The organism is Pseudomonas putida (assembly GCF_028682395.1).
Lineage (GTDB): Bacteria > Pseudomonadota > Gammaproteobacteria > Pseudomonadales > Pseudomonadaceae > Aquipseudomonas > Aquipseudomonas putida_AB.
Genome location: NZ_JANHLC010000011.1, coordinates 1 through 12,284, shown reverse-complemented (window position 1 = coordinate 12,284; position 12,284 = coordinate 1). Strand labels below are relative to the sequence as shown.

Annotated in this window: 12 protein-coding genes and 1 pseudogene; 9 read left to right on the top strand and 4 right to left on the bottom strand. The window is 60.6% G+C overall.

Annotated features, from left to right (window positions below):
• Together fkpB and ispH are read left to right on the top strand one after the other, a co-directional pair.
• Complete coding sequence (gene fkpB / locus NPS46_RS21645) at positions 1-438, top strand: FKBP-type peptidyl-prolyl cis-trans isomerase (protein WP_274111107.1); 438 nt, start codon at positions 1-3, stop codon at positions 436-438.
• A gap of 94 nt (positions 439-532) precedes the next feature.
• Complete coding sequence (ispH, locus tag NPS46_RS21640) at positions 533-1,480, top strand: 4-hydroxy-3-methylbut-2-enyl diphosphate reductase (RefSeq protein ID WP_274110843.1); 948 nt, start codon at positions 533-535, stop codon at positions 1,478-1,480.
• 114 nt (positions 1,481-1,594) lie between these two features.
• On the opposite strand, the pseudogene NPS46_RS21635 reads toward ispH, so the two are convergent.
• A pseudogene (locus tag NPS46_RS21635) lies at positions 1,595-2,002 on the bottom strand (GspH/FimT family pseudopilin); the annotation flags it as partial.
• 134 nt (positions 2,003-2,136) lie between these two features.
• On the opposite strand from NPS46_RS21635, the gene NPS46_RS21630 reads away from it, so the two are divergent.
• Genes NPS46_RS21630 through thiO form a run of 7 tightly spaced genes read left to right on the top strand, consistent with a single transcriptional unit; the run spans position 2,137 to position 8,891 of the window.
• Positions 2,137-2,607: a GspH/FimT family pseudopilin gene (locus tag NPS46_RS21630; protein WP_274110841.1), complete on the top strand. Its 471-nt coding sequence runs from the start codon at positions 2,137-2,139 to the stop codon at positions 2,605-2,607.
• Positions 2,607-3,077 carry a type IV pilus modification protein PilV gene (gene pilV / locus NPS46_RS21625; RefSeq protein ID WP_274110839.1) on the top strand — a complete coding sequence of 157 codons (471 nt, stop codon included), beginning with the start codon at positions 2,607-2,609 and terminating at the stop codon, positions 3,075-3,077. The genes NPS46_RS21630 and pilV overlap by 1 nt, the downstream gene beginning before the upstream one ends.
• Positions 3,074-3,760: a PilW family protein gene (locus tag NPS46_RS21620; protein ID WP_274110837.1), complete on the top strand. Its 687-nt coding sequence runs from the start codon at positions 3,074-3,076 to the stop codon at positions 3,758-3,760. Before pilV ends, NPS46_RS21620 begins: the two co-directional genes overlap by 4 nt.
• A 9-nt stretch (positions 3,761-3,769) precedes the next feature.
• The gene (locus NPS46_RS21615; RefSeq protein ID WP_274110835.1) at positions 3,770-4,231 is read left to right on the top strand and encodes a pilus assembly PilX family protein; all 462 of its coding nucleotides are present in this window, start codon (positions 3,770-3,772) and stop codon (positions 4,229-4,231) included.
• Positions 4,218-7,334 (top strand): pilus assembly protein, encoded by a 3,117-nt coding sequence (locus tag NPS46_RS21610; protein WP_274110833.1) that lies wholly within the window; start codon positions 4,218-4,220, stop codon positions 7,332-7,334. Before NPS46_RS21615 ends, NPS46_RS21610 begins: the two co-directional genes overlap by 14 nt.
• An 8-nt stretch (positions 7,335-7,342) precedes the next feature.
• Positions 7,343-7,735, top strand: coding sequence for a type IV pilin protein (locus NPS46_RS21605; protein WP_274110831.1), 393 nt, complete (start codon positions 7,343-7,345; stop codon positions 7,733-7,735).
• Between the two features lie 46 nt (positions 7,736-7,781).
• On the top strand, positions 7,782-8,891 hold the full coding sequence (thiO, locus tag NPS46_RS21600; RefSeq protein WP_274110829.1) for a glycine oxidase ThiO: 1,110 nt from the start codon (positions 7,782-7,784) through the stop codon (positions 8,889-8,891).
• 129 nt (positions 8,892-9,020) lie between these two features.
• On the opposite strand, the gene NPS46_RS21595 is transcribed toward thiO, so the two are convergent.
• Genes NPS46_RS21595 through NPS46_RS21585 form a run of 3 tightly spaced genes read right to left on the bottom strand, consistent with a single transcriptional unit; the run spans position 9,021 to position 12,176 of the window.
• Complete coding sequence (locus NPS46_RS21595) at positions 9,021-10,361, bottom strand: sigma-54-dependent transcriptional regulator (RefSeq protein WP_274110827.1); 1,341 nt, start codon at positions 10,359-10,361, stop codon at positions 9,021-9,023.
• A 2-nt stretch (positions 10,362-10,363) separates the two neighbouring features.
• Positions 10,364-11,953 carry a sensor histidine kinase gene (locus tag NPS46_RS21590; RefSeq protein WP_274110825.1) on the bottom strand — a complete coding sequence of 530 codons (1,590 nt, stop codon included), beginning with the start codon at positions 11,951-11,953 and terminating at the stop codon, positions 10,364-10,366.
• The gene (locus NPS46_RS21585) at positions 11,943-12,176 is read right to left on the bottom strand and encodes a PP0621 family protein (RefSeq protein WP_274110823.1); all 234 of its coding nucleotides are present in this window, start codon (positions 12,174-12,176) and stop codon (positions 11,943-11,945) included. The genes NPS46_RS21590 and NPS46_RS21585 overlap by 11 nt, the downstream gene beginning before the upstream one ends.
• Positions 12,177-12,284: the final 108 nt, after the last annotated feature.

The window sequence follows — 12,284 nt, the reverse complement described above, 5'->3', positions numbered from 1 at the left end:
TTGGCTGAGCAACGCATCGGCCAGAACACGGAAGTCACCCTGCATTTCGCCTTGCGCCTGGAAAACGGCGACACCGTTGATAGCACCTTCGACAAGGCTCCGGCCACTTTCAAGGTGGGCGATGGCAATCTGCTACCGGGCTTCGAGGCGGCGTTGTTCGGCTTCAAGGCCGGCGACAAGCGCAATCTGACGGTCCTGCCGGAAAACGCTTTTGGCCAGCCCAATCCGCAAAATGTGCAGATCATCCCGCGTTCGCAGTTCCAGGATATGGAACTGTCCGAAGGGCTGCTGGTGATCTTCAACGATGCGGCAAATACCGAGCTGCCAGGCGTGGTCAAGGCGTTCGATGACAGCCAGGTCACCATCGACTTCAATCACCCGCTGGCGGGCAAGACGTTGACCTTCGATGTGGAAATCATCGCGGTCAAGGCACTTTAAGCCCATCGCAAGCCGACCCGCTCCTACACTTCAGGCAGGAGCGGGCATCGGCGCCAACGTTCCACGTCCCTGCGCGCAAGACACGAGGCACCCCATGCAAATTAAACTCGCCAACCCCCGTGGCTTCTGCGCCGGAGTGGACCGTGCGATCGAAATCGTCAATCGTGCCCTCGAAGTCTTCGGCCCGCCGATCTATGTACGCCACGAAGTGGTACACAACAAGTTTGTGGTCGAAGACTTGCGCTCGCGCGGTGCGATCTTTGTCGAAGAACTGGATCAGGTTCCCGATGACGTCATCGTGATCTTCAGTGCCCACGGTGTTTCCCAGGCTGTACGTACGGAAGCAGCGGGCCGTGGCCTGAAAGTGTTCGATGCAACCTGTCCGTTGGTGACCAAGGTGCACATCGAGGTGGCGCGCTACAGCCGTGACGGCCGTGAGTGCATCCTGATTGGCCACGCTGGGCATCCCGAAGTGGAAGGCACCATGGGCCAATACGATGACAGCAACGGTGGGGCGATTTATCTGGTCGAGGACGAAAAGGATGTCGCCGAGTTGCAGGTGCGCCATCCCGACAAACTTGCCTTCGTGACCCAGACCACCTTGTCGATGGACGATACCAGCCGCGTTATCGATGCCTTGCGTACACGTTTTCCAGCCATTGGCGGGCCGCGCAAGGACGATATCTGCTATGCCACACAGAATCGTCAGGACGCGGTCAAGCAGTTGGCTGACGAGTGCGACGTGGTGCTGGTGGTCGGCAGCCCCAACAGCTCCAACTCCAACCGCCTACGTGAGCTGGCCGAGCGCATGGCTACCCCAGCCTATCTGATCGACGGCGCCGAAGACCTGCAGCGCAGTTGGTTCGAAGGCGTTGAGCGGATTGGCATCACCGCCGGGGCTTCGGCGCCGGAAGTGCTGGTGCAGGGCGTGATCCTGCAATTGCAGGCCTGGGGCGCGACCGGCGCCGACGAACTGCTTGGGCGTGAAGAAAATGTCACCTTCTCGATGCCCAAGGAGTTGCGCGTCCGCTCGCTGCTCTGAAGCCTTCCCTGGGCACAGCGCCTGCTCGCCTATGTCGCGGCGCAGGCTGGCGCGCCCGGTTCTGGACAGTACGATCTGTAGATGGCTGATGCTCTGCCTGGCATCGCAGATGTGCAATGTGCCTGCCTGAAAGGCCCCGCTTTCCAGCAGTGGGGCGCCGATGCCATTGAAGCGGACCGAGTGTCGCACGGGGCGGTTGCCGACAATCGGCACCTGGCTGTCGATTCGTCGTTCGATCAGTACCGGGTTATCCGGGTCTTCAAGGCCCTGGCCACTTAGGTCGAGGATGATTCGCCAGCCCTGACTCCATTCGCCATTCAGCCCATGGATGAGCACATCGCGATTTTGCATGATGGCCTCGGTGCGCGCGCTGCGCAGGCCGGCGATCAGTTGCTCGGCGTGGACCTGCCGACGCTGGGCCTCAATCAGCGGCTGCCAGGCCGCCGAGCTGAGCTTCAGCAGCAAGGCGATCAAGGCCATTGCCAGTAACAATTCAATCAGGCTCAAACCCTTCTGGTACATGCTTTTCCCTCCTTGGAAACTGCCTGTTCCGACGCGATCCATGCGTCATTTTCGGCGAAACTACCCGGCGAGCGGGCATTAAGTGTTCTAACGTGATGGGTAGGTATAGTCGATGGCACATGAGGGAGCATGGCATGCGATACCCGGTCAAAGGGTTCACGCTGATCGAATTGATGGTGGTTATTGCGTTATTCGGAATTCTGGCTTCCTTGGCCATACCGTCGTTCACCAGTTCCATTCAGAAATCCAAGGCCGATACCGAGGTCAGCGACTTGATGCGCGGGCTCAACTTCGCGCGCCTGGAGGCGATTGACCGAGGGGTAACCACGCGCATACGGCCGAAGGATGCGAGCAATGTCTGGACAACGGACCTGGCGGTTTATGACGGCACAGGCAATGGGGCCACTGTGCTGCGAGATGTTGCCGGCATGAGCAGTGGTGCCGCGGTGGGGCTGAATCCGGTTACCAGCGCCATTGATTTCAATAACCTGGGTGGGCTCGCTGCACCGGGCACTGCGGTGGTCGTGACCTATGTTCTGGGGGCCGAAAACCGCATGGTTACGGTTTGCCTGAATGGGCGAATCGTACTGGGAGGGAGCTGCTGATGGCGCGTTCCAGCAAGTCCGCGCAAAGGGGGATCAGCCTGATCGAAGTGCTGGTCGCCATCCTGGTACTGAGTGTAGGCCTGCTCGGCGCGGCAGCGACCCAGCTCAATGCGCTGAAATACACCGACAGCGCGCGAATGAGTAGCCAGGCCAGCTTTATCGCCTACGACATGATGGACCGCATACGGGTCAACTCGGACGCGGTCGCCAGCTATGCGTTGGGTGCATTGAGCGCTGCGCCCGCCAGCGCCGATGGCAGTGATGTCCGGATCCAGGATCTGTTCGACTTCGCCACCAATGTCCGCAATTTCGCCGGCCCTCTGGCCGCTGGCAGTATTGCGGTGAACAACCGGACCGTGACCATTGTAGTGACCTGGGACGATTCCCGGGCTGAGGCCCAGGCCAATACAGCCCGTAGCTTTACGCTGGTCAGCCGGGTTGCAGTGGACCCCGTGGTGGCGACGCCATGAAAAAATCCGGCAGAGGCTTTGGCCTGATCGAGTTGATGATCGCACTGCTCCTGGGGCTGCTGGTGGTCGCCGGGGTGATCCAGATCTTCTTGGCGGCTCGTAGCACCTATAGCAGCCAGAATGCTTCCGCTCGCTTGCAGGAGGATGCCCGTTTTGTCCTCAGCAAGATGATTCAGGAAGTTCGTATGGTGGGCATGTTCGGTTGCCTGCGGACCATTACCAACGCTGGGAACAGCCTTGATGTCCCGATTAGCTGGGATGCGAACGCTGCCACCCTGACGTTGCTGACGGCGGATGTCGGTGGCAATGGCGGTGTGCCGACCTGGACGGTCGTGTCCGACTGCGTCGGTTCTTCGCGTCTTTACCCGGGCGCGCAGACACCCGGTGCCGGGCAGGTCAGCTTTCCGATACGGCGGGTGATCTACACCTATCAAAATGGCCAGGTGTTGCTGGGGCCATCCGACAATCGCGCGGTGTTGGTGGATAACGTCAGCGTGTTCAACGTCAGTTTCGGGATGGCAACCAGTGCGACCGATACCCAGGCCACCAGCTACGCGAGTGCGCCGAGCAATCCTGCGCTGATTCGCAGTGTCAGGCTGAGCATGACGTTGCGCGACCCCGCCGGCCAGGTCCGCGACCAGACTTACAGCGTGGTTGCGGCCCTGCGCAACCGGCTTCAATAGGGAGGTGCCATGTCCATAGCTCCCGCCGAACGCGGCATGACCTTGCTGGTCAGCCTGGTTTTTCTGCTCCTGCTGACGTTGCTCGGTATTTCATCGATGAACAACGCAACGCTGCAGGAAAAGATGTCGACCAGCGTGCGTCTGCGCAATCAATCCTTCCAAGTCGCCGAGGCCGCTTTACGGGCGGGTGAAACCGCCGTGCAAGCGACCGGCTATACGCTGGCGGTCTGCGCGTCGCCCTGTGCGCCGCCGGCCCTTTCGGGGCAGGTGGCTGCGGCAGGCGCCGATGCCACGGGCGTTGTCTGGGTCGCGGCCAATAATGGTTTTTACACCGTGCAGAACCTGGGGACGACCACTGACGCGGTCAATGTCACCCCGGCGGGCACGTCCGCAACCCTGTACCGGGTCACTGCCGCTGGCATTGTCGGTACATCGCGCTCGGTGGTGGAGAGTATCTATGCGAAGTACTGAAGGGATGCGTCGAGCCGTGCAAGGGCTGGCGGGCGCCTTGCTCGGGTTTTATCTGGCGGCGCCGGTCTATGCCTTCACCCCCTCGGACTCGCCCTTGCTCAGTGCCGCGGCGGTGGCCCCGAACCTGATGTTGGTGGTGGATGACTCGGGAAGCATGAACAACATCATCTGGGCGTCGGGTTTTGACCCTAATCTCAGCCGGCCCCAGGTGAGTACCTGCAGCTCGGACTTTGTTTGCCTGGGCGGGCAGAATCTGGATATGACCGACACCAACGTGCTGCTGTCGAGCCTGGGGCGCGGTGGTTGTGCCAATGGCTGGTATGGCTTCTACCGGGGCTTTTTGCTGAGCGCCATCTGTCTGAAGCTGCCTGATCCGGTGGGCAACCAGGCAACTCGCTATACGGCCAACTATCTGTCGTACCTGGTGACCCTGGCCAACAACTCCAATGTCGACTACACCAGCGGGAGCAGGGCGATCCCCAATGACTATCGAATAAATGTGGCGCGTACGGTCTCCAAGTCGCTGGTCGATGGCAACCGGGCGCTGCGCATTGGCCTGAGTACCTTCAACCCACCCGTCACGCGGGGCGATCAGGGCCCTGGCGGCTATATCGTTCGGGCGATCAGTGATCTATCGGTGGTCCCCAATTCGGTGACCCAGGCCCAAGCCAATACCAACTACAACAATCTGGTGAGTTCCATCAATGGTCTGAGTGCCGTGGCCAACACGCCGCTGGCGGAAACCTACTACGAAGTGACCCGCTACTTCCGAGGCCTGACGCCTTATTACAACTCCTCGCCCAGCACCTATACCAGCCCGATCCAGTACCGTTGCCAGAAGAGCTATGGCGTGGTGATCACCGATGGTCTGCCGACCTATGACCGCAGCTTTCCCAGTAACGACCCCGACGGGTCGGGCAAGCTGCCCAACTGGGACGGGATCAATAATGATGGGGCCAACCTGAGCGGTGATAACGAGGGTGACACCCTGTATCTGGACGATATCGCCAAGTTTGCCTATGACATCGACATGCGCAAGACCGGCACCGATGCCGCAGGAAAAAGCTGGAACGCAACGGGCTTCGTGACACAAAACCTCAGTACTTACACCGTAGGCTTTACTGCCGCCAACCAGATGCTGATCGATGCCGCCAACTATGGTCATGGCCAGTACTATCAGGCCAACGACAGTGATGGGTTGAGTTCGGCCCTGAGTTCGGCCCTGGGGGATATCAACTCCAAGGCTGGCTCTGGCGGCGCAGGGGCTTCGAGCGCGGCGACGCTGTCCACCGGCAGTCGCTTTTTTCTGACGCTTTATGATCCCAAGGACTGGCGCGGGACCATCAAGGCTTTCCCGTATGACAGCTACGGCAATGTCAATCAGAGCACAGCAATCTGGAATACCGACACCACCATCGTCCCGGGTAACAGCAGCACCACTTATCAGTCCTTCCGGACCGATACCAATCTCCCTGTCAGCCTGGCCCTGGGCAATTTTTCCGCCGCCCAGCAGTTGGTGCTGGGTAAGAACCTGCCCACGGGGATAACCGCGACCCATTTGCTCGACTGGACCAAGGGCACCAACAAGACCGGCCTCAAACAACGCAGTGTATTGCTGGGGGATATCATCAACTCATCGCTGGTGCTGGCGTCCCCGCTGGACAAGACGGCAGCGGATTTGATCGGCGACACCAGCTACACCACCTACCTGGGTAAAAAGGCCGGGATGAACACCAATCTGGTGGTCGGCACCAATGACGGCTTCGTCAATGTCATCGATGCCAGCAGCGGTTCGCGACGTTATGCCTACATGCCGTCAACCGTGCTGCCCTACCTGTATCTGGTCTCGGATACCGACTACAAGGATGGGCAATCGCACAAATTCACGGTCGACGGGCAGATCGCGGTATTCGATGCCCAGTTCGACAGCACCTGGAAAACCCTGGCGCTGGGCGGCGTCGGTGCGGGTGGCAAGGGCTACTACGCGTTGCAGTTGTTCGACGAGACGCCGAGCAACACCATCAAGGCATTGTGGGAGGTGCGTGCTCCCGATATCGCCGATACCAACAATGTGTTCAACGACCTGGGGTACGCCTATTCAAAACCGGTGGTGGCGCGTCAGGCCAATAATAGTTGGGTGGCCATCGTCGGCAATGGTTATGGCAGCGCCTCCGGGGTGGCGGCGCTGTATGTGCTGGATATCAAGACCGGGGCTGTGCTCAAGAAAATCGTGATCGATGCCACTGAAACGGATAACGGGCTGTCGTCGGTCAAGCTGCAGGTCAACTCGCAGAACGTCGTCCAGGCCGCCTATGCCGGTGACTTGAAAGGGCGGATGTGGAAGTTCGACCTGAGCGCTGCCTCGCCCAGCAATTGGACGGTCGCTTTCGGTGGCAAGCCGCTGTTTACCGCTCCAGGTGGCATCAACCAGCCGATCACGGTCCAGCCGCTGCTGGCTGATCATCCGAACAAGGGCAAACTGGTCTATTTCGGCACGGGCAAGTTCAGCGAAACGGCCGACAAGGTTTCGACCGCCCGTCAGGCGTTCTATGCCATCTGGGACCCGCTGGGCGGGACAGGCAACTATACCGAGAGCACCCTTCAGGCCCAGGCCATTACCGGCGCCTTTACCGCCACCGGGGGCGAATACCTCACGACGAGTGAGAACGAGGTCGACTGGACCACCAAGAAGGGTTGGTTCCTGCCACTGGTCTATGGCGGCGTGCTCAAGGGCGAACGGGTGATCTATCCGGCGCAGATGTCGGGCGGTCGCATTCTGTTCACCACCGCCGCGGTAGACACGTCCGACCCCTGCGAGAGCTCGGGTACCGGGCGCCTGGTAGTGCTCGATGGTGAGAAAGGCAAGATGCTCAGCTATGCGGTACTCGATACCAATGGCGACAACCTATTCACTTCGGCTGACCAGCGCTCCAGCGGGATCAACTTCGGCAATGGCGTCCCCAACCTGGGTGTGCTGGTCGGTAGCGCGGACGGCAGTACCCAGGTGGGGGTCGTGGTCACGTCCGATGGCGGTACCAGGAGCGTTCTCATCAAAAGTGCCACCACCGGTGCCCGCCGCATCATGTGGCGGCAAATTCAATAGGAGTGCCCATGGGCAAGTCTTCGCAGGGATTCACCTTGATCGAACTCATGATCGTGGTCGCGATTGTCGGTATTCTGGCGGGCATTGCTTACCCTAGCTATGTCGAATACGTACGCCGTACCCATCGTGCCGAAATTGCCACATTGCTTTCCGAGCAGGCGCAAGTGCTTGAACGCTTCTATTCGGCCCAGGGGGTTTACACTGGCGCCACTGTCAGCACAGGCAACGATTACTACACCGTAGGTGCGACGCTCAATGCTCAGGATTTCACCTTGTCCGCAACCGGCAAGGGCATGATGAGCAGCGACAAGTGCGGGGTCTTTAAGATCACCAATACCGGCGCTCGCAGCAACGACAGCACCACCGGCGGTCTGACCAGCAAGGATTGTTGGGGGCGGTGAGGGCGTGAGCCAGGGCTCCTTTTTCATTTCATTGTTGGATTCAAAGATGGCGAGGCAACAACAGGTGGTAATTGTCGGCGGCGGCGTGATTGGCCTGCTGACGGCACTCAACCTGGCCAAACACGTTGGCCAGGTAACGTTGATCGAACGCAGCGATGTGGGGCAGGAGTCATCCTGGGCCGGGGGCGGTATCGTGTCCCCGTTGTATCCGTGGCGCTACAGTGCAGCGGTGACGGCCCTGGCCCATTGGTCGCAGGACTACTACCCGCAACTGGCCGAGCAGTTGTTGAAGAGCACCGGGGTCGACCCCCAGGTTCATACCACTGGACTCTACTGGCTGGACCTGGATGACGAGGAGCAGGCGCTGGCCTGGGCCGAGCGCGAAGATCGGCCGTTGAGCCGGGTCGATGTTTCGGCCGTGCGTGATGCAGTGCCTGTGCTGGGAAGCGGCTATGAACGGGCCATCTACATGGCCAATGTGGCCAATGTGCGTAACCCGCGCCTGGTGAAATCGTTGAAAAGCGCATTGCAGGCCCTGGCGAACGTGACCCTCCACGAGCAGTGCCCAGTCGAAGGCTTTTTACGCGATGGCCAGAAGGTCGTAGGCGTACGTACGGCCCTGGGTGATATTCGTGGTGATCATGTGGTGCTGTCGGCGGGCGCCTGGAGCGGCGAGTTACTGGGCAAACTCGGTCTGGCGCTGCCGGTGGAGCCGGTCAAGGGCCAGATGATTCTGTACAAGTGTGCGGCGGACTTTCTGCCGGCCATGGTGCTTGCCAAGGGCCGCTATGCAATTCCTCGCCGTGATGGCTATGTTTTGGTGGGAAGCACCCTGGAATACGAGGGGTTTGACAAGACACCGACAGACCAGGCGCTTGCCAGCCTCAAGGCCTCGGCTGTCGAGCTACTGCCGGACCTGGCCGACGCCGAAGTGGTTGGGCATTGGGCGGGATTGCGGCCAGGCTCCCCCGAAGGTATTCCCTATATCGGCGCAGTGCCCGATATGCCGGGGCTGTGGCTGAACTGCGGGCACTTTCGCAATGGCCTGGTATTGGCGCCGGCCTCCTGTCAGCTGTTTGCCGACTTACTGTTGGGGCGCGCGCCGATCATTGATCCGCAACCCTATGCCTTGGCTGGCCGGCTCCAAGCTGTCTGAGCCTGGCGCGGTATCCGAGCAGAAACGGCTCGCAAGCCGTTTCTGCCGGGCAAACCGCTCAAGGCCGCCGGCTCGCAATGGTCGGCCTGTGCCTATCACCAGGCAGTGCGCGCCTATATTCGGGGCGCGTTAATCCAGCCCAAGTTTCTTCAGGCGATAGCGCATCGAACGAAAGGACAGGTTCAACCGCTGGGCCGCCGCTGTGCGATTCCAGCGGGTTTCCTCCAGGGCCTGGAGGATCAGCTTGCGCTCGACGCTTTCCAGGTAGTCCTCCAGATTGTCGATCTGCGCCAGGCTCGGCTCGCCGGCTTCGGCCTGGCAGGTGCCTTCGGTCAGTCGCAGGTCCTGGGCTTCGATCTGTTCGTTGTCGCAAAGGGTGTAGGCGCGTTCGAGCATGTTTTCCAGCTCGCGCACGTTGCCGGGAAAGCGATAGCTCTTGAGGATTTCCAGGGCGTGGGGTTGCAACCTGGCCGCCGGCAGGCCGCTGCCCTGGGCCAGTCGCTTGAGCATTGCATTGGCCAGCATTTCTATATCGTCGCGCCGTTCGCGTAGGGCGGGAACCCGCAGCTCGATGACATTCAGGCGGTAATAGAGGTCCTGGCGAAAGCGCCCGGCACTGACTTCGGCGTTCAAGTCCTTGTGCGTCGCACAGAGAATCCGTACGTCGACCACCGCTTCCTGCTGGCTGCCGAGGCTGCGCACGGCTTTTTCCTGGATCGCCCGCAGCAGTTTTACCTGCATGGGGAGCGGCAGGTCGGCGACTTCATCGAGAAACAGGGTGCCGCCGTTGGCCGCCTGGAACAGGCCGGGCTTGTCCTCGACGGCGCCGCTGAAGCTGCCTTTGCGGTGCCCGAAAAACTCGCTTTCCATCAACTCGCTCGGGATCGCCCCGCAGTTGACCGGCACAAAGGGTTGGTCGGCGCGAGGGCCTTGCTCGTGGATAAGCCGTGCCACCAATTCCTTGCCACTGCCGGACTCGCCGCTGATATAGACCGGTGCCTGGCTGCGGGCCAGCTTGTCGATCTGTTTGCGCAAGGTCTGCATGGGGGCCGAATCGCCGAGCAGGCGGCTGTCGATGGACGCGGCCGGACTGTTGGCGCTGGGTAGGCGCAGGGCGCTGATGACCAGTTCACGTAGGCGGCTGAGGTCGACCGGCTTGGTGAGAAAGTCGAAAGCGCCGGATTTCAGCGCATTGATGGCTGTATCCAGGCTGCCGTAGGCGGTGATCATGGCCACGGGAACCTGAGCGTGGCGTTGCTGGATATGCTGTACCAGCTCCAGCCCGGTACCGTCGGGCAGGCGCATATCGGTCAGGCACAGCGCAAAGTTGTCCTGAGACAGGCAGGCGCGGGCTTCGGTGACATTGCGCGCACTGCGGGTATCGAGCTTCATCCGGCTCAGGGTGATTTCCAAGAGTTCGCGGATATCCGGTTCATCATCGACGATCAGGATTTTTGGCCGTGGGCTCATGTTCAACTCTGTTTGCGTGCGTGGGCGAAGGTGATGCGCATGCAGCCACCGTCTGTGCGTGGAAGGTAGTCTAGGCGGGCCTGGTTGCTTTCGCACAGTTCGCGGGCCAGATACAGGCCCAGCCCGGTGCCTTTTGGGTCGGTCGTAAAGAACGGCTCGAACAGATGCAGCACCTGTTGCGCCGCTACGCCAGGGCCATTGTCGAGTATTTGCAGGGTCGGCAAATCGAGGTTGGGGTCGGTGCTCAAGGTCAGCCAGACCTCGGCATTTTCATGGGATTTGGCACTGTAGCGCAGGGCGTTGCTGACCAGATTGTCGAGCACCTGAGTCAATTGCAGGGCATCCATACGGGTTTCGAACGCACCTTCGGCCATCTCCAGATGCAGTTGCTGCTGGGCGGTGGCTCGCTGGCGGAATTCGTATACATAGGTTTGCAGCCAGGCTTTGAGGTCAAGCACCTGCGGTTCGGCCTGCTGGCGTCGAGACAATTGCAGGACGTTCTCGATCACCTGGTTCATGCGCTTGGACTGATCCTGAATGATCTGAGCGAGGCGGCGGTCGGCGCCGGGCAGCTCTTCGGACTCCTGCAGCAATTGTGCGGCGTGGCTGATCGCTCCCAGCGGGTTGCGAATCTCGTGGGCGATGCCCGCAGTCAGCCGCCCCAGGGCGGCCAGCTTGAGTTGCTGGGCCTGCTGGGCGATCTGCGAAAGGTCTTCGAGAAATACCAGGGTCTGTTGCTGTTCACCCTGGCGCAAAGCAATAAAGCTGGGCAGCAAGAGGGTGCCATTGCTCGGCAGCTTCAGGCTCTGGGGTCGGAGTGTCGGGTTGCTTTGCCACAATTGCAGGCCATCGACCAATGCCCCACAACACTGATCAATGGATTGGCCGACCAATTGCTCCTGCCCAAACAGGGTCAAAGCGCTCTGATTGGCCAGTTGAACCCGGCGTTGGGCGTCGAGTACCAGGATGCCGGTGCGCATGCGTTGCAGGATCAGGGCATTGAGCTCTTCGAGCTTGGTGACATCGCTGGCCCGCTGCTCGGCCAGGCTTTCGCTATCGTTCAGCCGGCGGGTCAGGGCCTGCATCAACAGGGCCACCGCGAAACACAGGGCCCCCAGTGAGCCGGCCTGCAAGTAGTAGCTGGCGGCCGAAGGGCGACTGATGCTCAGGTAAAACGTCAGGTAGATAATGCCGATGGCGGCGACAGCCGCGATCAGCAGGCCAATGCGTCCACGCACCAGGATATTGCTGATAGCTACGGAGGCAATCAGCAGGTTGCCGATGCCACTCGCCGGGCCGCCGGCTGCGTAGAACAGCCCGCAGAGCAGGATTGTATCGGTCAGGGCCAGGCTGAATACCTGACCGGCGCGCTTGGGGTTTTCCAGGAGCACGACGACCAGGATATTGAAAATCAGGTACAGCCAGCTGCCGGTGCGGAAAATTTCGCCATCGGCGATTTCCAGCAACTTGTCATCCATATTGCTGGAGATCAGCAGCACCAGGGTGATGCCGATGGACAAACGGTACAGATGGTAGAGCCTCAGCAGTCGCCGAGCTTGTGAATTCGCGAGACTGAGGGTCTTAGCGTCCACCGGTACCCGGGCCTTGCTCGAGGTGGGCCTGGCTGCAATACCACTGTTGCTGGAGGTTCAGGGCGCGGTCGCGGGGCAGGTGAACGCCGCAGTGGGCGCAACGCACCATGGGCGCGGCGATGTCCGGGCCTGGTTCGCGGGGCGTGGCCGCAGGGCTCTTGAACTTGCGCCAGAACCATACCGCAGCAGCGATCAGAGCAATCCAGAACAGTAAACGAAGCATGGCAACCAGCTAGTCGGGAAATGAGTCGGCAGTTTAGCCAAGGGCTCGCCGGGCGCACAGTGCATTCGGTGCAGGGGCTGGAAAAAGGGCAAAAAAAGAGCCCCGCAG

Bases quoted from the DNA above. Each gene is read 5' to 3' on its own strand.
- ispH (WP_274110843.1), top strand. From the start codon at position 533: ATGCAAATTAAACTCGCCAACCCCCGTGGCTTCTGCGCCGGAGTGGAC.
- NPS46_RS21630 (WP_274110841.1), top strand. From the start codon at position 2,137: ATGCGATACCCGGTCAAAGGGTTCACGCTGATCGAATTGATGGTGGTT.
- pilV (WP_274110839.1), top strand. From the start codon at position 2,607: ATGGCGCGTTCCAGCAAGTCCGCGCAAAGGGGGATCAGCCTGATCGAA.
- NPS46_RS21620 (WP_274110837.1), top strand. From the start codon at position 3,074: ATGAAAAAATCCGGCAGAGGCTTTGGCCTGATCGAGTTGATGATCGCA.
- NPS46_RS21615 (WP_274110835.1), top strand. From the start codon at position 3,770: ATGTCCATAGCTCCCGCCGAACGCGGCATGACCTTGCTGGTCAGCCTG.
- NPS46_RS21610 (WP_274110833.1), top strand. From the start codon at position 4,218: ATGCGAAGTACTGAAGGGATGCGTCGAGCCGTGCAAGGGCTGGCGGGC.
- NPS46_RS21605 (WP_274110831.1), top strand. From the start codon at position 7,343: ATGGGCAAGTCTTCGCAGGGATTCACCTTGATCGAACTCATGATCGTG.
- thiO (WP_274110829.1), top strand. From the start codon at position 7,782: ATGGCGAGGCAACAACAGGTGGTAATTGTCGGCGGCGGCGTGATTGGC.
- NPS46_RS21595 (WP_274110827.1), bottom strand. From the start codon at position 10,361: ATGAGCCCACGGCCAAAAATCCTGATCGTCGATGATGAACCGGATATC.
- NPS46_RS21585 (WP_274110823.1), bottom strand. From the start codon at position 12,176: ATGCTTCGTTTACTGTTCTGGATTGCTCTGATCGCTGCTGCGGTATGG.